This is a genomic window from Paenibacillus elgii NBRC 100335, assembly GCF_004000865.1.
In the GTDB taxonomy this organism is placed as follows: Bacteria; Bacillota; Bacilli; order Paenibacillales; family NBRC-103111; genus Paenibacillus_G; species Paenibacillus_G elgii.
The window spans coordinates 31289-54989 of the sequence record NZ_BIMB01000033.1 but is presented as its reverse complement, the minus strand read 5'-3'; the positions used below and the strand labels follow the sequence as shown (position 1 = coordinate 54989).

Sequence of the window (23701 nt, the reverse complement as noted above, 5' to 3'; positions counted from 1 at the left end):
TTTTTACGGTTCGGGACGAGAAAGGAGTTTCTTCTGACGAAATTATAGAGACCGTTTTAATAAGAGATCAACTCAAGAAAAATAACGAGTATAATGCCACCCTCCCTCTGCATATCATAGAGTCTTACAACTATAATAAAAAAGGACGCAGTTCTTCCTCTTCCTTATCTGCATGGTCAATAAAATCGTCAATATATTTTGCCCATGTGTACAATAGTTTAAGATTGCCCATAGCCGGCTCTGATGTTCTTCTTCCTCCGTAATACTCATCTTGAATTACATGAAATTCAAAAAAAGGGTTCTCCGGGTCGTTAACCAATAGCTTTAGGTAAGCACACTTGACAAAAGAACTAGTTTCTGAGGTCTGCTCAGATAAACCATCCAAAAACTCATCCTTTTTAGATAAAGGAACGTTATCAATTAACGCTCTCCCTTTATTTCCTACCCTAAATTTTTTTCTTGTTATTATCCCGTCCTCTACTATCAAAAAGCCGAGAACATCAGGATAAGTAAAAAATCTATTCTCCCTATCTAGTAGGCATAGTATTCTCGCTTCTTTATCAATAGCCATAATTCGATCTAATTTTTTGTAAGAAAGCTTTTCAGAACAATTGAAGTTGGGGATTGAAGCCAATATAGCTTCTACATTTTTATCCTTAACTCTACTATCCGGCAATGCTGAAATTACAGCAAAAACAATTGCAAGTAGGAATGCTATTGAACCATACCACCCGCTAAATGATTTATTGTTCAAATAAAGTATCCAAAGGACAACCGCCACGGCAATGAAAATATAAGCAAAATAAAATGAAGCCTTTTCAAATTTAGAAGTATTATTTTTTATTTCATTTTTATCTGTGAAAAATAAACTTCTTTCCGTATCTATTCTCATAAGTGCGCCCCCATTCACTTTCTAAACGTTCTTTCGTAATCCTCAAAACGGATTTTTCTAATCTGCTTTCGGTCCGAGATGCGAACGATACTGCCTTCGGACTTGCCTCTGGCATCGATCCCGACTTGGGTTTGTTCAAACTGCTTCAAAAAAGCAAACGTCTCTTCCAACGACTGCGGAAAAGCGGAACCCTTCACGCTAGTCAATAGCGGCGCATACGCCAGCTCCATCGTTTGAACAAAATCGAGTTTCTCGGCTTCATCATAAAAAGGCTGATTTCCATAATAAGGTTTCTACAGATTCATTATCGTCTCCTTTGGGTGAAATTGTTATTTCTATTTTGGGATGGGCGAATTCGGGGCAAATGTCCCGGATGTTAACTAAAGTAAGCTTCCATATCCACCAAAATGTGCTATGATGCCTGTTGACTATTTCCGAAAGACAGGTGTCCTGATGTCAAATACTTATGCCAACCATCGAATCGAAAAAGCCGATCTTGACTTTGACGGGGTTAACGGAACGTATTTTAATGGCGCCGCTTATTTGTTTTATCACAAAAGGTCCACGACCCAAGGAGATCGTATCCTGTACTCCCGCGTCATCCTCAAAAACGAGAAGGGCAAGGAAAGCTTGGAAACGTACGATGCCAATACGGTGATGCATAATAAGAAAAACTACAACGTCAACGGCCATAGTGAAATCTCCAACATTGCCAGCGTCGTGCACCAAGGAGCGTTGTATGTATTTTGGACGGAGGACGGCCACCTCTGGCACAAGAAAACGGCGGACGGCCAGACCTGGACAACGGCCGGGCAGATCGGCTTTGCCTTCAATCGGCGCACGCAATTCGCAGCCGTGTCATTGGGCGGACGACTGTATCTCATCGGCGGACGCCATGTGGACAATAAGGACACTTTGGTTGTGGTTTTCCTCGATCACGACGGAAAAACGTGGCGTTCCGAGAACCATCTCAACTGGAAAAATATTCGGAACGTGTGCGCCTGCGCCTACCATGACGCAAACGGCAGCCTCAGCATCATGATCGGCATCGTGACCACCAACGCGAATCTGTGGACGGCAGTCTATCGATGCAGCATTGACCCGAACAGCGAAGCTAGCGGTTTGCGGGAGGTCAGCAGCCAACGGCATAACGAATACGACGGACTTGTCGACTTCCTCGCCCTGGAAACCGGTACCGTTCAGGATAGTATCCAAGATCCCGCGATCCAGTTGTTCATCAATGGCTGGCACCGGCCTCACATCTGGGCCGGGCACAAAAATAACCAGAAGAAAGAATACAACATCCGTACAGGCGTATGGGGACCGAAAATGACCCGTTCGCACGGTCATACGAAATACCCGACCTGGAAATACATGGGCACCCTGCAATACTTCGCACCGTTCGGGGATAAGGGCGAGATGCAGCAAGAAATCTGGCTCTACATGTGCTATAACGACGACAGCGTCGTGCAGCAGGGGAGCAGCCAACTGGTGCTCTGCCGCTACAAGTCGGACAAGATGAAATATGTAAAGACGGAAGACGGCACGGTCAGCAAAGAATTCCGGGCTCTGATCGGCGTAGTGGAAGGCGCTCCGCCCTATGTGCGGAACGGCAGCGAATCCGGCAACTACGGGTCTACCTTCTATTATGGCCGTACCGAGACTAGTCAGGTGGCGATTTCCACCCAGTTCAAGTTCAGCGCGTATGTCAAAGCGGGCGGCAGTCTGCCTGTCGGTGTGGAGGCCACTTTGAAATTCGCCACCGAGCATTCGTACAAAGCGACACAAGCCTCGGAAGTGACAACCCTATTTGACAAAAGTATCGTCCCTGTCCCGGGGGAGAATGACGTGACCTACATTTACCTCGCGCCTCATGTCTTCAAGACAACCTATGAGATGTACGACTGGAAAGGAGAAAGACCGTTCGGCATTCAGAGCTGCTTGTTCCATGCGAAGAAGGCTAGTGTCGATTTTGACATGCACGATATTCTCCATACCTACGTGAACAACCCGAACACGCACAATTACGAGACCTTCCTTCACCGTTCCGGCGACTTGGCTCCGTATGCCGACATCGACCGCAGCCTTTCGCTAGATGTCACCTGGGTCCCGGGCGAGACCAGCGTCTTTTTCCAAAAGAAGACCTCGGCCGTCGAGATTGAGAGCAGCAAAGTGTCTGCTGAATTCACGGAGGGCGTCAAAAACATCTTTGACATCGGTGGAAATCTATCCTACGAGTATGAAATTTCCCATCGCTCCGACGTGTCGGAGAAGGTCGGCGTGAAACTGAATTTCCCGTTCCCACGACTCGATCACCCGGAAGACGTCAGAAAATATGTGCTTCGCATGCATCTGTTGGTGCCCGGCGAGAATCAGGCCAAGCCATGCTATTGGGTTCCGGAGGGCAAGGAAGAGCAGCGGCCGTGGTGCGTGGCATGGTCGGTGGAAGAAGTCGTCAAGCAGGGAAAGAAAACAACCTAGGCGAAATCCGTCCGGCTGGAACGACAGGAGCCAGACAAAAAGCGGCCCGATTGGATCCGACATTAAGAAATTTTTGGAGAAAGAGCGAGCTTGGCTGCTCAATTCGTGGAGCAACGTAAAAAATCGTCCCTTGTTCGCATTAATTGCGGCAGGGACGATCTTCCGTCTCATAGCTTGAAATAATTTATCCACCTGTTCGAATACAGCGAAAAATAGTCAGCCACCAACTCTTCCTGCTCATGGAAGCTTAAATCCGTGAAGCCCCTAATCTCTTTCATCGTGTCGCTGTGGTCTGTTTTACTTGTCAGAACGCCGTTTTCAAACCGTAACTCCATAACATCCCGGAAATGATGCGTACGTTCATAATCGCTACACCAATCCTCGGGACCTACGACGTCAGCGCATAAAATAATGCCTCCCGAATAACCGAGGGGCAGATTCACCTGCTTGTATTCCCAAAAACCGCCGTAACCCTTCTTTCCCGCAACACCATTCAAGTCAGGAGGGCTAACAACCGAACAATCCAGAGTTACGAAAAAAGACTTGAGAAGAAGCTGTAGATCATCCATTTCGTATAAACAATGGAAACCTCTCCAGCATCCCGTAAAATGATCAACAGGATGATACCCGTATGTTTCGGGAATAAACGGCCAGTCCTTCTCGATAGCCGCGAGTTCATAGTGCTTTTTCTTGCTGTATTTATCGTTGTTTTCCTTGTTGTATTTGAAATAATCGGGGATCTGTTCAGACATATGGGTGCGCGCAGCTCACTTTCTAAACGTTCTTTCGTAATCCTCAAAGCGGATTTTTCTAATCTGCTTGCGGTCCGAGGTGCGAACGATAATGCCTTCGGACTTGCCTCTGGCATCGATCCCGACTTGGGTCTGTTCAAACTGCTTCAAAAAAGAAAACGTCTCTTCCAACGACTGCGGAAAAGCAGAGCCCTTCACGCTAGTCAGCAGCGGCGCATATTCCAGCTCCATCGTTTTAATAAACTTGAGTTTCTCGGCTTCATGATAAAAAGGCTGCTTTCCATGATCGCGCCATTCCGCTATTTTTTCTTGCGGCAGTTCAAGAAGATGCTCCAACTCCTTCTTATCCAGTGAAAACACGTCAAAAACTCTATACGCTTGCGTCTTATTTTCCGTGTAATTTTTAGCTGCTTTCGTCTTTCCTCCGTACGACTCCTGATAGATGACGGTCAATGCCCAATCCTCGTCAGCACAAATCCGGTGAATTAATTGATCGGCCAACGGCCGAAGAAACTCGGCAATATTCCCGTAAGGGTTGCCTATTCTGTCCCCTTTGGCGAACAACAGCTCCTCTCTGGAGCCGATGAGATAATCGATGTCATTCCCATTTTTGAATAAAATGATCCTGGCGTTCTCTCCGTCCACTTTTTCATAAACAAAAACATCGTCGGAATCGGAGAAGCCTCTGCCTTCCGATAATTCTTCAGTTAAACGGCCTCTCTCCCCCAGTTGATGATAGGTAAGAATGCTCGGATACTTCGTCAAAGAGTTCATTTTCTTTAAATCCATGAATGGTTATCCCCCTGAATATCATGCTTCATTCCCCAGGCAGCACCTTTACCTCGCACCCGGGACAATAGCGGATGTAGTTGAAGTTTTCGGTCGGCACGGTTTTGACCGTCTTGCCGTTCTTATCTTTATAAATTTCGTATTGCCGGTAAGCTTCCACCATGTAACTTCCGTCCTGATACCGGTCGGCTAATTTCCACTGCGTGAATACCGAGTATTGCTTGGCTCCATTTACGGAGGAACCGGAAGCGGAGAATGCCCCGGTCGCGATAGCCGGTTCGCCTCCGACCTCAACCTTGCCCAATAAACTCATAGCGCCGTCAGACCAAAAAGAAAAGCTGTTTTTCTTGTCAACCATAATAAGCAAAGCCAGCAAAATATTCAAGAGCGCGACGACTGAAATCCATACCGATTTCTTGCTAACGATATTCATGGTTCGCTGCAGCACCGTATCCCCCCTTAGCAGACAGGTTGTCTTATATCTTTTAGATATGCGGCTAAGGGGCGGAACATGCCTGCTTTGCCCGAGTCGCAGCCTCCAAAAGCCAATTTGCGCCCTTTTTCGATATGATGCAACAATTTTTGCATTCAATAAACAACAAAATGTGATGCGATTTGCCACCATGAATACTACAATTTTAATACAATTATGGAATTTCAATCAGGGATTTGGGATAACCGACAACAACGAATCCCAAGGATGGAGGATAACCGATGCGCACGCTCAAAAACGATTGGCTCATTCAATGCTACATGGATGCGGTCCGCCTTCAGCTCGATCCCGAATTTATCGATCTGCTGCTAGAAGAAATCCATAGACGTTCAACCGATCCCGCTTTCCGCCGAATGTGGATGGCCGTCTCCCACTCCCCATGGGGTCTGGAACAAAAGGCTGCGGTTGGCGCCGCTTTCCATGTGAATTGATTCTCGCCTTCCTTTTCTTATCTTTCCGGGCTCTTACGCTGTGTCGCACGAAATGCGCAGCGACGGAGCCTTTTTGGTCTATCTCGCGGACTTGTTGGGGATGAGGAGAGCATGATATAATTTTGTGCAAATTAACTTGTGCACAATCAATCCTTCCGAGACGAACAGGATTGAGGAAAGAAGGTTCCTCCAATGAGCCACAATGAATATTTGAAACTCGACAATCAGCTATGCTTTAGCCTGTACGCCTGTTCGAGAGCGATTTCGCGAATGTACCGCCCGCTGCTCGATGAGCTGGGATTGACCTATCCTCAATATCTTGTGTTATTGGTTTTGTGGGAAAAGGAAGAGAGCACGGTCAAGGAGCTCAGCGAAATCCTCGATCTCGACTCGGGAACCTTGACACCGATGCTGAAGCGGATGGAAGCGGCCGGACTAGTGCAAAGGAAGCGTTCCAGCGAGGACGAGCGCGTCGTGATCGTCCGGATCGCGGACAAAGGCTTGGCGCTTCAGCACAAAGCAGTCTGTATTCCGCAAGCGCTGTTCGCCTCCAGCGGCATGACGCTCGAGCAGCTGGCCGAACTGAACCGGCAGGTTAAAGCCATGATGGCTCATATTCATGAGCTGAACGGCACGGTTGCCGGGGAGTAACGCAAAAAGGCATCTCGCCATGAGATGCCTGGGCTTGTCGAGAAAGTGGTCTTCACTAATACAGAGAAACATACGGAGGTGGGGTATGCACTGGAGGAGCGATAGCGTTCGCCTTTGTCCGCGGAAAATATCCGCTGCAAAGCGGCTTCAAATCAAAATTTTCTGCGGACAAGAGCGACCGGAAGTGTATACCCCACCCCCTCGTACTACCTGTAGTGCTCCCTGACCACTTTCTCGACCCCCTATCCCGCTTCGCTATGCGCCTTAACGCTCAGCACGAGTCCCATCGAAATCATGTTGGTCATCAGCGAGCTGCCGCCATAACTAATGAATGGAAGCGCAATCCCCGTCAAAGGCATCATTCCCGTATGCATCGCAATGTTCTCGAAAATCTGCAGCGTAAACATCGAGATCACTCCGACGATAAGATACCGGCCGCTGAGGTCCGGGCAGGTCAGCACGATTTTGATCATCCGGTAAATCAGCACAAAATAAAGAAGCAGCAAGACGGCCGAGCCGATGAAGCCGAACTCTTCCCCGATCACCACATAGATCGAGTCGGCATAGTCGTAAGGAATGTAGCCTTTTTGAACCAGCTGACCATGCTTAAACCCTTCGCCGAACATTTGTCCGGCGCCTACGGCCCGGATGGAGTTCAGCACGTGCCAGCTTTTGTCAGGATCGCTGGTCGGGTCCAAAAACGTTTGAATGCGGCTAAGCTGATGCGGTTTGACAATCTTGGAAAACAACCCGAAATTGGCGGAATACAGCCAGTACATCCCCCCGATGATGGCGGCGATGCCGAAGAAACCGCTGAGCGCATGCGTCATACGCACATTCCCGATCCACAGCATGCCGATAAAGATACAAATAAACACGATGGACGTCCCCAAATCCGGCTGCTCCAGGATGATCAAGAACGGGACGCCAGTGATCAGCCCCAGAGGGAGAAGATCGCGAAAGAAGCGAAGCGGCTCGCCGTTGCGTTGTTCCAGGATGCGGGCCAGCAGCAAGATGACAAAAATCTTCGCCAATTCGGACGGTTGAAATTGCATGACGCCGAGATCGATCCAACGCTTCGATCCGTTAATGGTCATTCCCTTGAACATGACGACAAGAAGAAGAACGATGCCCAATCCGTATAAAATCACAGAAAGACGGCGGACCAGGAAGCGGTAATCCATGCAGGAAAGGCCAAGCATGACAATCAGCATGACCGCAAACATCACTATATTATGAAGATGAAGCCCGTCGTATTTCGTTCCCGAGGTCGCGCTGTAAATCACAAGCGTGCTAATGGCCGCGAAACAAAGAAGAATAAAAATAATGGCGCTGTCGAGCCGCTTCAGTCTATCGATAATACCGAAGAACAAGAGAGGTCAGCCCCTTTCTCTTGAGATGCTTAGTAAAACTCCGATGCTAACCATGCACAGCAGCAGCGACGAACCGCCGTAACTAATGAAAGGAAGAGGCACTCCCGTGATCGGGATGCTTCCGGTAACTCCCCCCAGATTGATCAGCGCCTGAATCCCGATCGTCGAGACAATCCCGATACCGCACAGGGTACTGAACAGGTCGGGACTCCGCAAAGCGATAATGAGGCCCCTCCATAGAAAAGCCAAGTAAATCAGCAAAAACAAGGCGCATCCAATAAAGCCGAACTCTTCGCCGATCGTGGAAAAAATAAAATCCGTATGCGCTTCGGGCAAATAGAACAGCTTTTGAATGCCCTGCCCGAAACCGGAGCCGGTGAGACCGCCATGGCCAAAAGCATATAAAGACTGGACCAGCTGGTAGGAGGAGTTTTGCGTATCGCTCCAGGGGTCCATGAACGAGGTCAATCTTTGAATCCGGTAACTTTTGGCCATCACGATCACCATACCGACCGGCACCGCGCATAAGGCGACAAGCAACAGATGCTTCCTGTTGGCTCCGCCTACGATCATTATGATCACGGATGCGGAAACAATAATAATGTTCGAGCCGATATCCGGCTGCAGCATAATCAATCCGGCGATGAACCCGACAATGAGCAGAACGGGCGCCAAGCCTTCTTTAAAATTTTGAAAACGGTCGCCCTTTTTTTCGATCAGCGCCGCCAAATACAAAACGAGACTCAGCTTGGCCAATTCCGTAGGCTGCATGCCAAGCGATCCGATGCCGAACCAGCTTTTATGTCCGTTCACCTTCGTTCCCACAATAAGGACCAGCACGAGCAATACAACCGTGAGCAGAAAAAGCGGGCGAAACCATTTCTTTAGCTTTTGGTACCGTATATTCATAAAAAAGAAAAGAAAAAATAATCCTGCGGAAGCCCACGTTACTTGCCTCAGTTCAAAATACCACATGCTATGGTACTTGATGGACGAAGTCATGGCACTGGAGCTGAATACCATGACCAGTCCGATGGCAACCAGTAGAACGGTCAAAAAGAGCATAAGAAAATCGGGCCGGCCTCGTTTGGTCGTGTTCATACATAGAACAACTCCTCTAATCGCATGGGTCTACAAATTAAATAGCACGTCGTCAAAAGTAACGATTCCAAGGAGCGTGCCTTTGTACGTAACGACCGGCACCGCCAAGAGCCCGTATTTGCGGATGATTTGAAGCACCTCGCTTTGTCCGGTATCGGCGGATACGGAGATCCACTGCGGGTTCATAATCTCGTCCATGCGGCGCTGCGGATCGGAAGCGATCAGCTCCCGCAGAGTGACGACACCTGTCAACCGATTGCCCGTATCCGTGACGTACAAATAATAAATCGTCTCCGCATCGGATTCGCTGTGCCGCAGACGGTATAGGACATCAGCAACGGAGTCCGATCCGGTTACGGTTACAACGTCGGTCGTCATCAAAGCGCCTGCCGAACCTTGTTTATACGTCAGCAGTTGCTTGATATCGTCGGCTTCGTCTTTTTCCATGCGATCCAGAAAAAAATCGGCTTCCTTATCGGACAGCAGACCGAAGAAATCGGCCGCATCGTCGGAGGGCAGCTCGTTCAGCATCTCAATCGCGTAATGGCGATCCAGCTCCGCGATGCATGTTTTCTGCATAAAGGGGTCCAGCTCGCCGAAAATTTCCCCGAACTCTTCCGGAGACAGGAAAGCGTACACCCGCGACCGTCGGGCTTCGTCCAATTCGACGAAAAATTGCATCTGATCGGTCGGATGCAGATTTAGAAAATCTTTGCGGAACGCCTCCTTCTTCCCCACCTTTAACGCCTGAAGCATGTAGTACGTATATTCTTCCTTGAATTTGTATTGATCCAGTTTGAACATGAGAGCCCCTCCTCCCTTTTACAGATTTTCAATTTCAACGCTGAGCACATGATCGATCTTCTTGATGTAATAATAAATTTCCGTCGTATATTGTTCTTCCGGCACCGAGAGTACGAAGTCCATCCGCTGGCGATCTTCATCGATATCTTTAAGCTTAAAATGCCGGATTTGATATTCCTCCTTGTGGGAATATCCGCTTGTTCCTTTGCGCTCGATCCTTTGGAGCAGCTCGGTCATGCGGGTATTCGACTCCACCACGATCCGAACGGCCACTTCGTGCCGGCTCAGCTTGGCGGGGCCGACCGTTTTGATCAGAAACGGAACGACATTCACCGCGGCCATCAAAAGAACGACCGCACAGGCCGCTTCCAGATAAAAGCCCGCCCCTATCGTGATGCCGAGCCCCGACGCCGACCAGACGAGCGCCGCGGAAGTGAGCCCGGAGATGACCTCGTTGCTTCTGCGCAAAATAACGCCGGCTCCGATGAAGCCGACCCCGCTCACAATTTGCGCCGCAAGCCGCATCGGGTCCATATTCGGGTGATTGGGGCCGCCGAACTTGCCGAACGCTTCGATCGATACGATCGTCACCAGACAGCTTGCAATACAGATGACCATGCTGGGCCTTAGCCCCAGCTGCTTCTGTTTAATTTGTCTGTCAATGCCGATCAATAATCCGAACAATAGGGCAAGACCAAGCTTCATGATCATTTCCATCGTCATCTTTATCACCTCTTCAGCCATAAAATCCAAAAATAAAAAAAGCTCCCCCGCAAAGAGAGAGCTTGTCGCTATGCATCTGTTCCATGGTCCGGCTCACATGTCAAATAAGCTTGCCGAACAACCCGTTCGGCAATAAGCCGACGGGCACCGCAGCAAGGGGACGCATGAGACGGACAAGCGAACATCGCGTTCTCTTTGGTTTACACTATAATGATGATGAACGTGAAGTAAGTTTCGACTCGCATAACTGTCCATTTGGCTGTCCCCCCTTTTTGGCATCAAAATCGAAAAGCCCCCCAGTAAACCTGGAGGGCTTAAAAAAAGGCGCACGACGACGCTTCCGCTCCCCCTGGTCGAGTTTTGGCACTATACAACGTAAAGAGCGGCGCTCTTAGCCACCTTAAGAAAAGCCTTAATCCGGCAGTTCCTGTTCTACCCATGGGCATCTTTCGATATTTCTGGGCAGTGGCCTATGTTTGTATAGGAGCCTCACCTAACGAGGACTTCTTCATTACAGATGGATTGTACTTCGGGTCATAGAGATTGTCAAGATCCAATTACGAGGATGACGTCACGCTTGCGCGCTGATCAGCCGCTTTACGTTTCTCTGAGCGCCGTGGTACTCGGGCCGATTTTTGCGTTCGTTTTCCATATATTGCAATCCTATTTGCTATCGGACGAAAAACAAAATGTGATGCACACGCGATCAACTAATACTATCATTTTAGTATAAATATGGAAATGAATTTGAGTGGAGGCAAGTATGGCAAGCATGCGTTCTCTTAAAGACGATTGGCTCTTGGACTGCTACTCCGACGCGATCCGGCTTCAGCTTGATCCGAAATTTATTCGTTTGCTGCTTAATGAAATTCATCGGCGATTGGACGATCCGGTTTTTCGCCGGACCTGGTTCGTTCTTTCCGGGAAATAAGTTCCGGAGAGAGGGGAGAAGCAAGAGCTTGAGCTGCCGTTCAGCAGCGAATAAAAAAACTAGATTCTGCTATGGAAGGACTACTGGGTATGATATTTGAGGGCAATATTACAAACGACTCTTTTAAACCGATCGGTTTTCGGGAGTCGCATCTTTTTTTCAACAGCGTTCCGCTTACGGAAGACACCCTACGCATCGGCGCCTGGGGCATAGATGTGAGCAAAGACTGGTGCGTCCGGAATCGAATCTTTAAGCCGGACGAGGGCAGTCATTTTTATTTGGCCGGTATGGCGAAGATCGAGTTCCATCAGGTGTCGAAAGTAAGCGTTTCGACCGTTCTGTATCATTCGTTGGAGCAAAACAACGATTTTGTCCGAACCTCCGACGGGAGCAAGGTTTCCTTGGCGAAAGAATGGGCCATTCCGGGAAAAACCGCCCACAGCCCGTATGTGTATCGGCTGACGGGGATATTGGATTGGCCTCATGGTTACTGCGAGCTCGACATTCATGCCGAGGGCCCTGTCCGTATAAGCTTCGATCCGGGCCAGTTGGTCAACGTCAGCCATTTCTTCGAAGCGCCGCAGAACTATGCCTATCCGTTTGTCTAGGGGAGCCTCCTCCGGAGCGGACTGGACCGCGGCTTAGCCCCCCGCCTGAACAAGCACCTGCCAAGCCGTTCCTTGGCCGAGGTGCTTGTTTGCGCTGCTTCTACATGGACGTCGCCGGAGGCGTCGGTACGGCCGGATCGCTATCCCGTCCGAGCCGGCGCGCAGCGGTTTCGCGGCGTCCGGTGGCGGGCACGTGCCGGCCGGCCTTCGCCAGCCCGAAGACGGGTATGTTATGGTACAAGCATTCGTATTGTCCCTGCTGGACGATAAACGTCTCGTGAAATATGCCGACGGCACCGCTTGCCGCCACCTTCCGATTGAACTCGCGCCAGGCTTGCAAATGCACCGCGCCGTGCCGCGCATACCGCTCCAAATGCTCGAACGAGCGCCAATATTGCAGGATGACCGGCCCCCGCAGCGTCATATAGTAATTGGCGTGCAGGAACCCGAGCTCCGGGTTCTCGTACAGCTCCCGGATCATCGGCGGCATTGCCTTGAATACCGGAAGCCACTTGTGAACCGCCCATAGCTTGTTGATCCTCATTCCGATCTGGAAAACGACGAAATCCCCATCGATCTCGGCCGTATAACGGCCTTTTACCACTCCACTCATACCTGATCTCCCTTCTCCCGGACGTTGCCGAGCACCTCCAAATGCATATCGTAGACTCCCATCAAATCCGGATTTCCGTACAAATGGCCCGTCAAATAAGCCCCGTAAAAAATCGTATGCAGCAGTACTACCGCCGATTCCGCGGATACTCCCGCACGCAGTTCCCCGTCCTCGGCCGCTTCTTGCATCCGTTTCGTAAATTCCTGATGCAAATCCGGCTCCTGCGCCCCCAGCTCCTCATGGCCCGGGAACAGCAAGCGGACTTCCGCCGCACTTAGCTCCGGCATGCACGGATGCATCTTCATTTCCGACAAAAAACCGATCAGGCTCAGCATCAAGCCCGGCTTCGTTTCCGCCTCTTCGACGACCTTCCCGAGCATATGCCGGATGGCCGCCATTCCCCGCAGCGGACGCTCCGCCAGCTCGATCCGCCGCCAAGTCAGCCATACCCGCATGAAGTAGACCAGCACGTCTTCCTTTTGCCGGAAAAACTTGAAAAACGTCACCTTCGACACTTCCGCCTTGCGGCAAATATCGTCTACCAGCAGCTCGCGGAACGAGCGTTCGCCGATCAGCTCCAAGCTCGCTTCGTACAGCGCCAGCTTGGTCCGCGCTTTTTTAAGCTCCCGCAGCGGGATCGATTGTGCGTCCATAGCCGGAATCACCTCACATGGTTTACTTTCACTCAATTATGAACTCTAATAAATAAATTAACTCAAGTTAACTTAATAGTCAACGCCTTTTTATCCCGAATTCAAATAAATCTATCGAATTCAATACATTTCTATTAGAAGATTTTACTATAATATATGGTATATATTTGAAATAGGTGATACAATAAATTCTTGTAAATGCTGTAAACACAAAGAGAATCGGGGGTGACGATTTACTTCGTCTCTCAAAATCACAGTGAAAAGGAGTTTTGATATGAGAAGAGCAAAGTTTTCGCGTCTCTCACTGCTGTCTACTCTATTAACCGCAGGTTTAATGATGCAAAGCGTTGCACAGGCAGCGCCTTTGACATCGGTATCGGGCACCCCGTCCGGCATCGTCGATGCCCAAATCATCCGCACTCTTTCTTTTCATCCGAATGCCACTGCCTTTATTTCCGACAAGCTGGACACCACCTCCACGAACAAGGTGAACGTCATCGTCCAACTGAGCGGACAGCCGGTTTCCGTCGGAAAATACGCTGCCGAGCTGGGCCAGCAGCAGCTTTCTGTGGAGTCCGTAGAAAGCGCTATCATTCGCGAACAATCGTCCATGATCAGCTTGGCGAAATCCGAAGGCATCGATTTGAAAGTCAATTACCAATACAACACCGTGCTGAACGGCATGGAACTTACGCTGCCGGCTAACCAGATTCCCGAGCTGGCCGCCATCCCCGGCGTCAAGTCGATTCACGAGAACCGGACCTATTATGCTTTGCCCGTCGAAGCTCCGCAGCCGGTCGATGCCGTGACCGGCAGCTACGATGTTGCACCGATCAAGCAAATCGGAGCCCAGGATGCTTGGGCCAAGGGCTTGACCGGCAAAGGCTTGAAGGTCGGCGTCATCGACAGCGGCGTCGATTATTTGCACCCGGATTTGAAGGACGCCTATAAAGGCGGGTACAACTCATCGTTCAATACGCCCGATCCTTATGAGGAACCGCCCATTCCGAAGGCTCAAGACCCGTTTGGAAAAGGCTTTGATGGCACGTCTCACGGCACGCACGTATCCGGTACAATCGCCGGCCGGGCCAAGAATACGAACACCGATATCGTCCAAAAAGGCGTGGCCTACGAAGCGGACCTCTACGTCTACAAAGTGCTGGCCCGCGACCCCAAAACCGGCAGATCCTCCGGCTCTTCGGCTCAGGTGATCGACGGAATCGAGCGCGCGGTTAAGGACAAAATGGACGTGATCAACCTGTCGCTGGGCTCGGACGAGGAGAAGGACCCGAACTCCCCGGATTCGATCGCAATCAACAATGCCGTGCTCGGCGGCATCGTCGCCGTTGTGGCCAGCGGCAATGCGGGAGATAAAGGGCCGTACTTCTACTCCATGGGTTCCCCGGCTTCTTCGCAGCTTGCGATCTCCGTCGGCGCGGTGACCAGCCCGTCCAACCGGTATCAGGCTTCGGTTACCAGCTCCGTGTACGAAGCCGTTTATTATCCGTTGAACGTCATGGCCTGGAAGACCGGGCAGGAGGACTTTAAAACGCTCCTCGGGACGACCCCCGTCGAAGCCGTATATGCCGGGCTTGGGCAAGAAGAAGATTTCGCAAACGATAAAGTGAAAGGCAAGATCGCCTTCGTATCGCGCGGTTCGCTGGCCTTCGTAGACAAAATTAAAAATGCGAAAAAGGGCGGAGCCAAAGCCATCGTGATTTTTAACGGCAATGTCAAGAAAGATGCCAATGGCAAGGACATACCGGATCTCTCCCCCAACATAAACGGACGGGACGGGCATATCGACTCCTTCATTGGGGACGACTTCGAATATATTCCTGCCTTCGACATGTCCGGTCAGCAGGGACGCGCATTGGCCACTGCCGTGTTGGCCAATCCGGACAAGCCGTTCCGCATGACGTTCGGCTCAAGCTATCCGCAAACGATCGATAAGGGCGACACGATGGCAACATTCAGCTCCCGCGGTCCTCTGTCGGACGATAAGCTGAGCATTAAGCCGGATATTAGCGCGCCAGGCGTGAACGTGCTGTCAACTTATCCGGCCTATGGCAAAAGCATTCCCGGCGCCTCTTACGCGCAAGCGTACAAGCGGAGCAGCGGAACCAGCATGGCCACTCCGCACGTAGCGGGCGTCGCCCTGCTTCTGAAGCAGCAGCACCCGGATTGGACGCCGTTCGATATTCGCGCGGCGATGGCCAATACCGCGGACGGGATCAAAGACTCTAAGGAAACGCCATACGATGTATATTCTCAAGGTGCAGGCCGCATCAATGTGTCCCAAGCGGTCTATACGCCGGCCGTGCTCCAGACGGTGGATCAGATCACTATTCTCGACAAGAATCTGAACACGCAAGAGGTCGTCAACTATGGCAGCAGCGCCAGCTTCGGGCTGATGGCTGCCGGAAGCAATGCGAAGAAAGAGCAACTCCAGCTCAAGAACACTTCGGACAAAGCGGTAACGTACAAGGCGTCCGTGAAGCTGCATCCGAACGTCACTTCCGATCCGAACAACCCGGTGACGACGCCTGACGTGAACAACATCGTCGCGACGCTGGAAGGTCTCGGCAGCGGCAATACGGTGTCCGCCGGAGCCAAGTCGACACAGAAGTTCTCCCTTTCCGTAGCGCCTAAGGCTACAGCCGCAGATGGCGTGTATGAAGGAGAAGTACTGCTGGAAAGCGCCGGACTGCCTTCGCTGCACCTGCCGTTCGTCGTGCATGTCGGCACAAAACGGCCGGACAACGGCTTCGGGCTGCAGGACGTGACGCTGAGCCGAACCGTCATTACGCCAAGCAAGTCGACGGACGTCTCCGTGACCCTGACGGCGAAAGACGCGAACTATTTGGATCTGAACGTTTACGGCGTGGATGACAAATACGTCGGCACCATGGGACAAATTCTGAAGCAAGACGCAAGCGGGAAACCGCAATTGCTTGCTCCGGGGACCTATACGTTCCAGAACGTCGACGGCACTTATATTAACGATAAAGTGGATGGCAACGGAAAGCCGATCGTTCAGCGCCTAAAGGAAGGCACGTATAAACTCATGGTCCGCGCTCTCATCCTGGATGCGAAGGGACAGCCGAAACGAGACGTCAACAACGAACTTATTCAATATGTCGCCTGGAAGACGCTCCGTTTTAGCAACACGGACGACAGCAGCACGCCGATTAACAACAGCGGCGGCGGCTTCTATTATGGCGGATCTGTCAGCGGCAGCACGGAACAGTCCGGCAGCAATCCTTCCGTCGATACGGTCGTGAATCAAGGACAAACCTCCGCTTCGCTGAAACGGACGGTAACGACGGACGGCAATACGCTGACGGCGACCATTGCGGACGCAGACCTGAAAGCCGCTTTAAAAACGGAATCCGGCACGCCGATTGCCGTGGTCGTCTCCGTCTATGCCACGGCGTCCCAACAAGTAATCGTTAAGCTGACGCCGGATCAAGTGAATACGTTGAAAGCGTCGGGCGAGCAAAACTCCGTTGTCGTCAGCAACGGAAATGCGTCGATTGCGCTCCCCGTTTCGGTATTGAAGCGCGTACCGGCGGCAGCAGGACTGAACGTGGCTGTCCGGTATGACACGGACCGCGCAGCGGCATTCGCTGACGGATTCCCGGGAGCCAAAGTGACCGGTACGCCGGTTTCCTTTGCCGTGAACACAGTGAACGGCAGCGATACGCAGCCGCTTGCCGTATCCAACCGCGATTTCCTGAAAAGCTCCTTTATCGTGAGCGGCAATACCGACGCTAACGCGCTGGGCGTCTTGTATATCGATAACGGAAAGGTATATGCCGTTCCGGCGAGCGTCGCTCTGAACAAGGACGGCACACGCACCGTAACCGTCAACCGTCCGGGCATCTCGACCTATGCGGCCGCAACTCGCGCGATCTCGTTTACGGACATCGACTCGTCTTGGGCGCAATCGCACATTCAGGCCTTGGCTAACAGGCTGCTGCTGAACGGAACCTCGGCTTCGGCGTTCTCGCCGAAAGAACAGGTAACCCGCGCGCAATTCTCGGCCATGCTGGTCCGTGCGCTCGGTCTGCATGCCGGCTCGAAAGCTCCGTTCCAGGACGTGAGCGCCTCCGACTGGTTTGCTGACGATATTGCCGCCGCCTATGAAGCAGGTCTTGTGAACGGCGTCGAAGAAGGGCGGTTCGCTCCGCATGCCAGCATCAGCCGCCAAGACTTGGCTGTAATGCTGTCCCGGGCCTCCTCCCTGATCCAGCTTACGTCGAAGAGCAATCCTTCGCACAAGCCGTATGCGGATGCTTCCGAATTTGCCGAGTACGCCATGAACAGCATCGACGCGGTTACAAAAAGCGGACTGATGAGCGGCGATGAGATCGACGGAACGCCGCACTTCCATCCGGCCGACCCGACGACCCGCGAAGCTGCCGCAACCGTCCTGTATAATTTGCTGCAGAACGGCAGCTTGATTAACTAAGAGCCTTTCTTACGCACAGAGCCCCTTCGCCTGCATTCAGGCAAAGGGGCTCTGTTCTTTTTCCAGCCTGCGGGCCGCAAGCACGATGGTTATCGGCGGCCTTTTTTTCGGATCGTTCGCTCCACCGCCCGCTTCATACCAGCTCCGGCACGGTTCCACGTGAACTTCATCACGTCCCGCCTGCCTTGTCTTCCTTTCTTTTGACAAACCGCGCGCTGCTGAAAAGCAGTTCTCATCTGCCTCTTCAAGCTGCCGATATCCGGCTCGGCCCAGAGCTGTCCCTTTTGCGCAAAAAAACCGCGGAAAAGGCTTGAGATCGAATGCTTGCTTCGCATGCTGACGGCCGGGTTTTGCAGCCGGTACTTGACCAGGAACGAATTGCGGCGCGTGACGAAATCCATATGTCCGCCCCAGCCCGTTGTGATGACCGGAACGCCGCTTGCCAGCGATTCGAGAAACGGCAGTCCGACCCCTTCTCCCCTCGTCGGAAGCACGAACGCGGAACCGAGTGTATACAGTCCCTTCAGCCGATGCTCCGGCATACGGCTGGAGATTAAGATCACCGGGGCCGTTTTCCGAAACCCGAGCCTCTTTTTGTACCCGTTGATTTTATTTCTGATCCACTTCTCGGTTTGCCCGGAACCGTATCCGTTCGTCTTGATCACCAACGCGACCTTCTCGGACGGGCCAAATTCTTCCCAGTACGCTCTTAGCAAGCCCTCCGGATTTTTGCGGTGCTGGAAGCCGAAGACGGATACGAAAACAAACCTTCCGGCCGTCCCCTTTACTGCCAGCTTCTTGTTCCGTGGCGTAAATTGCTTGGTGTTGACTCCATGCGGCACGATATAGACCGGCACCTTCACCCCGCTGCGGAGCAGGGCGGCTTTGTTATGCCGGGAGGGAACGAGTATGGCGTCGAAGCGGTTAAGATTCGGGAACCATTTCCGGGGCACGCGCGTTGTCTCCCAGACGGTATTCAATATGATATGGTCGTATTTTTGGCGTTCCTTCCGCATGCGTATCATATACGGGAAATAATGGTAAATCAAAATTTTGCGTTTGCCTGCGGCATATGGCTTGCGAAGCAGACGCCCCAAGGCGCCGCCTGCCGCCGGCTTCTTATCCCTAGACTTTTCCACCTCAACCTTGACGTCCACTCCTTGCCGGCTTAAGGCAAGCGCATATTCCCGGCTGGCTCTTCCGATCCCACTGTGCCTTCTGACAGGACCCTTCCATGTGACCTGATACGATGTCATTTCTTCAGCTCCTTCGGTTTGAGTGAGTACCCTCTACGCTTGTGGAAGGAAAGCGACCTGAAGGAACCAGCCAACGCTTTTATACGCTTCGCCGAAATGCTCTTCACGCTTTGGCTCAAGCTTTTGTTCAAGCATCGTTTGAATACGACGCCCCTTGGATTGGCGGCATAGACGAAGTTACCGTACAATTCGAATTCCGAGAAGCCGAACTGCTTCGACCTGTCAATACTGCGAAGAACGGCTTGGTACCAGCGCGTTCCGTGTCTTGCTTCAATTCGCTTTTTCATCTGGGCCAGCTTCGCTTTCTCGAACAGCATGTAATGCGCGACGAACGACGAGGGGGCGGTGCGTCTGCGGCCCAGCAGCTTTCGGCTGACTCTGAAGTATTCGGGATGACTCCAGCTCCGGCAGTAAAACACGGGCTTCCCCTTTTGCCGGAATACGTGCGGGCGGATGAGCACCGTGTCGGCGTCCATCGTCAAAAAATACCGGCTCGAACCCAGCCGATCGCCGCTCAGCTTAAGCAATTGCTGAAGCAGCCACCCGGAGCGTTCCCATCGTTTTGAACGGTAACGGATTTGTTGTTTGGTGATCGGCAGCACCGTCCGCTCATGTACGAAAGTGCATTTCTTTTTGGCGCACAGCGCCTTGATTCTCGGACTATCCGGAGAGACGATCATCATTTTGCCGATCGGATGCTTTACCTGCTTCCGGATGGCGTCAATGACGAACGGCAAGGTTTCCAGATCTTTATCAATGGCAGGGATCAGTACATCGATCTTGATCCTGCCGTTCCGGGAACGAGGGGGGGCGAGAGACATCTCTTCATCTCCATTTGCAAGGTTTTGTACCAGCTTATGTTATGGAGGAGGGGTTGGTCCGGGCCCCTATACGATCGCCGGACAGGCGGCAAAAATTTTTTTGTCGAAATGGGAGAACTTACTTTAAACTTTTTGTCGACTCGACTCGTCAAATGATTTGCAAAGCACGAACCTGTGAAAGAGGAATGCTAACATGGCCATACGAATCCTATCCGACCGAAAACTCGTCGTACTCGGCGCTTCGCTGCTCAGCGCCACGACGATTGTAATGTTCAGCCTCCATGCGGCCGAGACGCGGCAGCCACTTTCCGCCGGCCAGCACGAGACCCGGACGCCGAACAACGCGTCTGTACCGGGGGTAGTCCCCGAGCAGGCGACCCACGCAAAATATACGGGGGATCCGAAATCCTCTCAGGAAGCCGGTTCGACGACGGCGCCGGCCGTGCAGCCCACCGACGGACGGACGCCGGAGAGTAAGCCGGGAGCCGCGGCGCAGCAAGGAAATTCGGGAGCGGTCAAAGCGACGAAGCAAGTGGCGCTGACGTTCGACGACGGCCCGGACAGCAAGTATACGCCGATGGTGCTGGATATTTTGAAGCAGTACGAAGTGAAGGCCACCTTTTTCGTCGTGGGCAGACAGGTAGTGAATCACCCGGATGTGCTGAAACGCATTCATGACGAAGGCCATTCCATCGGCAATCATTCCTGGGATCATGCAAACCTGACCAAGCTGTCTCCCAACCAGATTCAGAAAGAAATCAAAAACACGGACGAAGCGATCGAAAAAGTGATCGGTTCCTACAGCCCGATGGTCCGGGCGCCTTACGGCGCCGTCAACGCTTCGATCAAGCGCAACCTGACCTCCGCGGGACGTGAGCTCGTCAATTGGACGGTCGATACGAAGGATTGGACCGGAGCGGCTTCGGCCGACATGGTAGAGCTTGCCCGCAAGCGGACGAAGAACGGCGGTATCATCCTGATGCACAGCTTCGGCGGGAAAAACGGCAAGCTGGACAATACGATAGAAGCGCTGCCGCTCATGATCGAAGCGTTGAAGCAGGACGGATATGCCTTCGTTACGGTACCCGAGCTTGGGGTAAAGAAAGAGTAAGGCTTGCGCCGCCGATTTCGGTCAAGCCGCAACTCATCTCTCAGCAAAGGAGTGCTTACCGCATGCATACGATCAAGAGAATGAAGCTGCTCGCCGCAGCGGCCGCCGGTCTGCTTGCGCTGACCGCCTGCCAGCCCGGCGGGACGTCCGCACCGCCCGAAGCCACAGCGCCATCGCAGCAGCCGGGGACAGCGACAACGCCCGAAGCCCCGGCCAAGCCTGCGCCGTCTTCTCCCGCAGCGCCTTCGAACGTGGAGCCTGACTCCGCGTCTGTCGAAGCGCAGCTCAAGGATATGTTAGTCCTCGCGCGCAAAGGTCAGGTGAAAGGTAGCGACTTCGCCGCTCATACCAATTTGATTGACGAAGTCGAGAAAAAATGGGGCAAGGCGGATCAGATCGATTCGGCCGGCAAAGGGTTGTACGCCACCTACAAAAAACACGGCATCACGTTCGGCTTCAACAAGGGCGAGCTGATCTTCGATGTCCGCTCCTACGATCCGGAGCTTCACAAGCTGACGCTGCCCGCCATTGAGAAGACGCTCGGCAAACCGAAGGAGACGGCGAAGAACGGCGACGATCAGATCTACGTTTTTCAAGCAAGCGAGCAGTTTGAGCTGAAATTCGTCATTCCGGCTGCCACCGGCAAAGTCGACCATATTTCCGTTTTCAGTCCGCAGGACGCGAAAAACAATATGGCCGGATAACCGGCGAGCTGGAAGCGGTTGACGTTTCGCCAACTGTATTTTGCCCCTTTCTTTCATTGGACGATCGCAGTACACTGGGTAAGAGAAGGTACGGGCCGGGGCCGCTTGGCAGGTTCGGTCCCGTTCCGATTGAACCGTAATGCCGGGGAGATCGTCTAAAATTAGAGGTGGCAGCTTTGGAATCGAATGTCAATTTCGACTATTTGAAATACCTGTCCGCGAGCTCCGACAAGAAAGCCATTTTGAACGAGCTGATGAACGCGTACGGGAAAGATGTATGGAATTACGCCTACAGCATCACACGAAAGTGGGATCAGGCTGACGATATAACCCAAGAGGTTTTCATCAAGGTTTACCGCAATCTGAGCACGTTCCGCAGCGAATCGTCGGTGAAGACGTGGCTGCTCGCCATCACCCGCAACATGACGCTCGATTACCGCAAGTCGGCCTTCTATCGCAAGGTGACGCTCGTCGACTTCATCGCCTCGCGCGGGGAGTACGAGCAGGCCGCCGCTTCTACGGAACACGAGGTGCTTAACAAGATGGCCGTGAACGAGATGTGGGATATGGTGCTGAAGCTGCCCGTCAAATACCGCGAGGTGCTGATCCTGTACGCTCACCATCAGCTGTCTATGAAAGAGATGGCGGAGGTGCTTGGCGTAAGCGAAGGAACGATTAAATCGAGGCTGTTCCACGCACGGGGGAAAATATCGAAGATGAAGGAGAGTCGAAGCCTTGGATCCGATGGATAACGAGCTCAAGAAAGAATTGGCCCGCGGGCCGTTCAGCCAAAACGGGTTCAACGACAGCTTGCGCAAGCGCATCGAAGAACGCATCGATAACCACGCCGCCGTTCGCAGGCCTCGCAGGTGGAGCGCTTGGAGTGCCGGCGTTTCCGCCGTGCTGGCATCGGCTCTCGTATTCTTGTTCGTTACGGACAGCCGCCCTCTCCCTCTTGTGCAGCAGGAAGCAGCGGAGAAGCCGGAGATGCAGCAGCCCGCCGCAACTGCTCCCGCGCCCCACGGCCCGGATTGGGAAGCCTCCGTCCGGTCGGCGCTGTTGATCGGCCTGCGCTCCGATGCGCCCGCAGCGGAAAACCCTCAGGCTCCTAGCACATACCGCACCGTTCTTATCGCACCGGACCGGAACCGGTTGCAAAAGACGGCGGAAGGCGAAGGCATTCTAATGCCGTATAAGCTTGATTTCTGGAAAATCGAGAATGAGCCGAAAGCAAACGGCGCGCAGGAAACGTATACGCTGACGGCCCATGTGGCCTCGGCCAAGCCGAAAACAAGCGGCAGCGCAGAGCGCGGAAAGCTGGCACAGACCGTCGTCCGGGCGGAGAAGCTGATGTTCGCCGGCAACCGCTACGTTGCCGTGGCGCAAACGACGGCAGGTAAAAACGGCGCCGCCCCGTCCCCGGCGCAGCAGGACTATGTGTGGGTGAAGGAGCTGGAGCAGCTCGCCTCGGGCCAGAAGACGGCCGCTCCGCTATCGGAGCCGCACGTCACGCTGCACAGCGTATTCGCCGCTGCCGCCGTCCCTGTGCTGAAGGAGTTGAAGCCTGCGCAGCCGGTAGGCTCCGGTCGCGCGAAGACTGCCGCAGCGGATCTTTCCGGCGAGAGCTGGACCATCGCCCGCAAGCAAGGGAAATGGACGGCGCAGCTCGCTTCCTATGACAGCCCGGCAAACGGCGCAGCGGAAGGCCCGGCGTACCGCTTGCAGGAAGTGCCGCTGGCGCTCCCCCAATCGGTCGTCTCCCACGACGAGCTGGCCGTTCCCTGGCGCGATATCGTGCGGGTGCAGCCGGGCGCGGTGGATGCCTTCTCCTCCCCGAACCGCGACATGGTCGCCGTCGTCACCGAGCAAAACATTATCATTTACCCGTATGCGGATCAGTGGATTCCGATCCCTCTCATGACGCTGCCGCTTCAACCGAAGGAATCGGTCGTCATGATTCAATGGGCCATGGGATCTTACGTCGAGCTGTGGAAACGGCAGGTGAAAACTTACTTGCAGCCGCAGTAAGTGAGCCAAGAA

23 protein-coding genes and 1 riboswitch are annotated in these 23701 nt (G+C 52.7%); of the genes, 10 read left to right on the top strand and 13 right to left on the bottom strand.

Annotated features, from left to right (window positions below; all coding sequences use genetic code 11):
* Positions 1–130: 130 nt before the first annotated feature.
* Together PEL01S_RS35355 and PEL01S_RS22215 are read right to left on the bottom strand one after the other, a co-directional pair.
* Positions 131–892, bottom strand: a complete 762-nt coding sequence (locus PEL01S_RS35355) for a hypothetical protein (RefSeq protein ID WP_239550988.1) — start codon at positions 890–892, stop codon at positions 131–133.
* A gap of 14 nt (positions 893–906) precedes the next feature.
* Positions 907–1122 (bottom strand): hypothetical protein, encoded by a 216-nt coding sequence (locus PEL01S_RS22215; RefSeq protein WP_174806988.1) that lies wholly within the window; start codon positions 1120–1122, stop codon positions 907–909.
* Between the two features lie 223 nt (positions 1123–1345).
* On the opposite strand from PEL01S_RS22215, the gene PEL01S_RS22210 reads away from it, so the two are divergent.
* A complete protein-coding gene (locus tag PEL01S_RS22210; protein WP_127461889.1) occupies positions 1346–3373 on the top strand; it encodes a Kelch repeat-containing protein in 2028 nt (675 codons plus the stop codon).
* Positions 3374–3540: 167 nt separating this feature from the next.
* Here PEL01S_RS22210 and PEL01S_RS22205 read toward each other — a convergent pair whose 3' ends face one another.
* From PEL01S_RS22205 to PEL01S_RS22195, 3 genes are read right to left on the bottom strand one after another with little or no spacing between them, the layout of a single operon-like run.
* Positions 3541–4125, bottom strand: coding sequence for a hypothetical protein (locus PEL01S_RS22205; protein ID WP_127461888.1), 585 nt, complete (start codon positions 4123–4125; stop codon positions 3541–3543).
* 15 nt (positions 4126–4140) lie between these two features.
* A complete protein-coding gene (locus tag PEL01S_RS22200; protein ID WP_127461887.1) occupies positions 4141–4914 on the bottom strand; it encodes an RNA ligase family protein in 774 nt (257 codons plus the stop codon).
* Positions 4915–4942: 28 nt separating this feature from the next.
* Entirely contained in the window at positions 4943–5362 is a 420-nt protein-coding gene (locus PEL01S_RS22195; RefSeq protein ID WP_127461886.1) for a hypothetical protein, read from the bottom strand.
* Positions 5363–5628: 266 nt separating this feature from the next.
* On the opposite strand from PEL01S_RS22195, the gene PEL01S_RS22190 reads away from it, so the two are divergent.
* Both PEL01S_RS22190 and PEL01S_RS22185 read left to right on the top strand, forming a co-directional pair.
* Positions 5629–5838 carry a sporulation histidine kinase inhibitor Sda gene (locus PEL01S_RS22190; protein ID WP_127461885.1) on the top strand — a complete coding sequence of 70 codons (210 nt, stop codon included), beginning with the start codon at positions 5629–5631 and terminating at the stop codon, positions 5836–5838.
* Positions 5839–6030: 192 nt separating this feature from the next.
* Positions 6031–6489, top strand: a complete 459-nt coding sequence (locus PEL01S_RS22185) for a MarR family winged helix-turn-helix transcriptional regulator (protein ID WP_108535066.1) — start codon at positions 6031–6033, stop codon at positions 6487–6489.
* A gap of 242 nt (positions 6490–6731) precedes the next feature.
* Here PEL01S_RS22185 and PEL01S_RS22180 read toward each other — a convergent pair whose 3' ends face one another.
* From PEL01S_RS22180 to PEL01S_RS22165, 4 genes are read right to left on the bottom strand one after another with little or no spacing between them, the layout of a single operon-like run.
* Complete coding sequence (locus PEL01S_RS22180) at positions 6732–7862, bottom strand: FtsW/RodA/SpoVE family cell cycle protein (RefSeq protein WP_127461884.1); 1131 nt, start codon at positions 7860–7862, stop codon at positions 6732–6734.
* Positions 7863–7868: 6 nt separating this feature from the next.
* A complete protein-coding gene (ftsW, locus tag PEL01S_RS22175; protein WP_127461883.1) occupies positions 7869–8963 on the bottom strand; it encodes a putative lipid II flippase FtsW in 1095 nt (364 codons plus the stop codon).
* 30 nt (positions 8964–8993) lie between these two features.
* Positions 8994–9767 carry a magnesium transporter gene (locus tag PEL01S_RS22170; protein WP_127461882.1) on the bottom strand — a complete coding sequence of 258 codons (774 nt, stop codon included), beginning with the start codon at positions 9765–9767 and terminating at the stop codon, positions 8994–8996.
* 18 nt (positions 9768–9785) lie between these two features.
* Entirely contained in the window at positions 9786–10484 is a 699-nt protein-coding gene (locus PEL01S_RS22165) for an MgtC/SapB family protein (protein WP_108535153.1), read from the bottom strand.
* 344 nt (positions 10485–10828) lie between these two features.
* Positions 10829–10998, bottom strand: a riboswitch (M-box (ykoK) riboswitch).
* A gap of 255 nt (positions 10999–11253) precedes the next feature.
* Between PEL01S_RS22165 and PEL01S_RS22160 the strand changes: the two genes are divergently transcribed.
* Positions 11254–11421, top strand: a complete 168-nt coding sequence (locus PEL01S_RS22160; protein WP_239550991.1) for a sporulation histidine kinase inhibitor Sda — start codon at positions 11254–11256, stop codon at positions 11419–11421.
* 89 nt (positions 11422–11510) lie between these two features.
* The gene (locus tag PEL01S_RS22155) at positions 11511–12029 is read left to right on the top strand and encodes a hypothetical protein (RefSeq protein ID WP_127461881.1); all 519 of its coding nucleotides are present in this window, start codon (positions 11511–11513) and stop codon (positions 12027–12029) included.
* A 100-nt stretch (positions 12030–12129) separates the two neighbouring features.
* Here PEL01S_RS22155 and PEL01S_RS22150 read toward each other — a convergent pair whose 3' ends face one another.
* Entirely contained in the window at positions 12130–12642 is a 513-nt protein-coding gene (locus PEL01S_RS22150) for a DUF4188 domain-containing protein (protein ID WP_063184331.1), read from the bottom strand.
* Positions 12639–13295 carry a TetR/AcrR family transcriptional regulator gene (locus tag PEL01S_RS22145; RefSeq protein ID WP_127461880.1) on the bottom strand — a complete coding sequence of 219 codons (657 nt, stop codon included), beginning with the start codon at positions 13293–13295 and terminating at the stop codon, positions 12639–12641. The genes PEL01S_RS22150 and PEL01S_RS22145 overlap by 4 nt, the downstream gene beginning before the upstream one ends.
* Before the next feature lie 274 nt (positions 13296–13569).
* Between PEL01S_RS22145 and PEL01S_RS22140 the strand changes: the two genes are divergently transcribed.
* A complete protein-coding gene (locus PEL01S_RS22140) occupies positions 13570–17769 on the top strand; it encodes a S8 family serine peptidase (protein ID WP_164824309.1) in 4200 nt (1399 codons plus the stop codon).
* Between the two features lie 89 nt (positions 17770–17858).
* Here PEL01S_RS22140 and PEL01S_RS22135 read toward each other — a convergent pair whose 3' ends face one another.
* Both PEL01S_RS22135 and PEL01S_RS22130 read right to left on the bottom strand, forming a co-directional pair.
* Complete coding sequence (locus PEL01S_RS22135) at positions 17859–19025, bottom strand: glycosyltransferase family 4 protein (RefSeq protein ID WP_063184334.1); 1167 nt, start codon at positions 19023–19025, stop codon at positions 17859–17861.
* Positions 19022–19846: a DUF6492 family protein gene (locus tag PEL01S_RS22130; protein ID WP_063184335.1), complete on the bottom strand. Its 825-nt coding sequence runs from the start codon at positions 19844–19846 to the stop codon at positions 19022–19024. The genes PEL01S_RS22135 and PEL01S_RS22130 overlap by 4 nt, the downstream gene beginning before the upstream one ends.
* A 193-nt stretch (positions 19847–20039) precedes the next feature.
* Here PEL01S_RS22130 and PEL01S_RS22125 point away from each other — a divergent pair, with 193 nt between their 5' ends.
* The 4 genes from PEL01S_RS22125 (at position 20040) to PEL01S_RS22110 (ending at position 23689) form a co-directional block, all read left to right on the top strand.
* The gene (locus PEL01S_RS22125; RefSeq protein WP_127461879.1) at positions 20040–20957 is read left to right on the top strand and encodes a polysaccharide deacetylase family protein; all 918 of its coding nucleotides are present in this window, start codon (positions 20040–20042) and stop codon (positions 20955–20957) included.
* Positions 20958–21019: 62 nt separating this feature from the next.
* On the top strand, positions 21020–21661 hold the full coding sequence (locus tag PEL01S_RS22120; protein ID WP_127461878.1) for a YjgB family protein: 642 nt from the start codon (positions 21020–21022) through the stop codon (positions 21659–21661).
* Between the two features lie 176 nt (positions 21662–21837).
* A complete protein-coding gene (locus PEL01S_RS22115) occupies positions 21838–22413 on the top strand; it encodes a sigma-70 family RNA polymerase sigma factor (RefSeq protein ID WP_010503149.1) in 576 nt (191 codons plus the stop codon).
* The gene (locus PEL01S_RS22110; RefSeq protein ID WP_127461877.1) at positions 22397–23689 is read left to right on the top strand and encodes a hypothetical protein; all 1293 of its coding nucleotides are present in this window, start codon (positions 22397–22399) and stop codon (positions 23687–23689) included. Before PEL01S_RS22115 ends, PEL01S_RS22110 begins: the two co-directional genes overlap by 17 nt.
* Positions 23690–23701 lie beyond the last annotated feature (12 nt).

Excerpts from the sequence above, each read along its gene's own strand:
- PEL01S_RS22140 (WP_164824309.1), top strand. The coding sequence starts at position 13,570 with ATGAGAAGAGCAAAGTTTTCGCGTCTCTCACTGCTGTCTACTCTATTA.
- PEL01S_RS22185 (WP_108535066.1), top strand. The coding sequence starts at position 6,031 with ATGAGCCACAATGAATATTTGAAACTCGACAATCAGCTATGCTTTAGC.
- PEL01S_RS22215 (WP_174806988.1), bottom strand. The coding sequence starts at position 1,122 with ATGGAGCTGGCGTATGCGCCGCTATTGACTAGCGTGAAGGGTTCCGCT.
- PEL01S_RS22150 (WP_063184331.1), bottom strand. The coding sequence starts at position 12,642 with ATGAGTGGAGTGGTAAAAGGCCGTTATACGGCCGAGATCGATGGGGAT.
- PEL01S_RS22130 (WP_063184335.1), bottom strand. The coding sequence starts at position 19,846 with ATGTCTCTCGCCCCCCCTCGTTCCCGGAACGGCAGGATCAAGATCGAT.
- PEL01S_RS22200 (WP_127461887.1), bottom strand. The coding sequence starts at position 4,914 with ATGGATTTAAAGAAAATGAACTCTTTGACGAAGTATCCGAGCATTCTT.
- PEL01S_RS22135 (WP_063184334.1), bottom strand. The coding sequence starts at position 19,025 with ATGACATCGTATCAGGTCACATGGAAGGGTCCTGTCAGAAGGCACAGT.
- PEL01S_RS22170 (WP_127461882.1), bottom strand. The coding sequence starts at position 9,767 with ATGTTCAAACTGGATCAATACAAATTCAAGGAAGAATATACGTACTAC.
- PEL01S_RS22165 (WP_108535153.1), bottom strand. The coding sequence starts at position 10,484 with ATGGAAATGATCATGAAGCTTGGTCTTGCCCTATTGTTCGGATTATTG.
- PEL01S_RS22120 (WP_127461878.1), top strand. The coding sequence starts at position 21,020 with ATGCATACGATCAAGAGAATGAAGCTGCTCGCCGCAGCGGCCGCCGGT.
- PEL01S_RS22145 (WP_127461880.1), bottom strand. The coding sequence starts at position 13,295 with ATGGACGCACAATCGATCCCGCTGCGGGAGCTTAAAAAAGCGCGGACC.
- PEL01S_RS22160 (WP_239550991.1), top strand. The coding sequence starts at position 11,254 with ATGGCAAGCATGCGTTCTCTTAAAGACGATTGGCTCTTGGACTGCTAC.
- PEL01S_RS22205 (WP_127461888.1), bottom strand. The coding sequence starts at position 4,125 with ATGTCTGAACAGATCCCCGATTATTTCAAATACAACAAGGAAAACAAC.
- PEL01S_RS22155 (WP_127461881.1), top strand. The coding sequence starts at position 11,511 with ATGATATTTGAGGGCAATATTACAAACGACTCTTTTAAACCGATCGGT.
- PEL01S_RS35355 (WP_239550988.1), bottom strand. The coding sequence starts at position 892 with ATGAGAATAGATACGGAAAGAAGTTTATTTTTCACAGATAAAAATGAA.
- PEL01S_RS22190 (WP_127461885.1), top strand. The coding sequence starts at position 5,629 with ATGCGCACGCTCAAAAACGATTGGCTCATTCAATGCTACATGGATGCG.
- PEL01S_RS22125 (WP_127461879.1), top strand. The coding sequence starts at position 20,040 with ATGGCCATACGAATCCTATCCGACCGAAAACTCGTCGTACTCGGCGCT.
- PEL01S_RS22210 (WP_127461889.1), top strand. The coding sequence starts at position 1,346 with ATGTCAAATACTTATGCCAACCATCGAATCGAAAAAGCCGATCTTGAC.
- ftsW (WP_127461883.1), bottom strand. The coding sequence starts at position 8,963 with ATGAACACGACCAAACGAGGCCGGCCCGATTTTCTTATGCTCTTTTTG.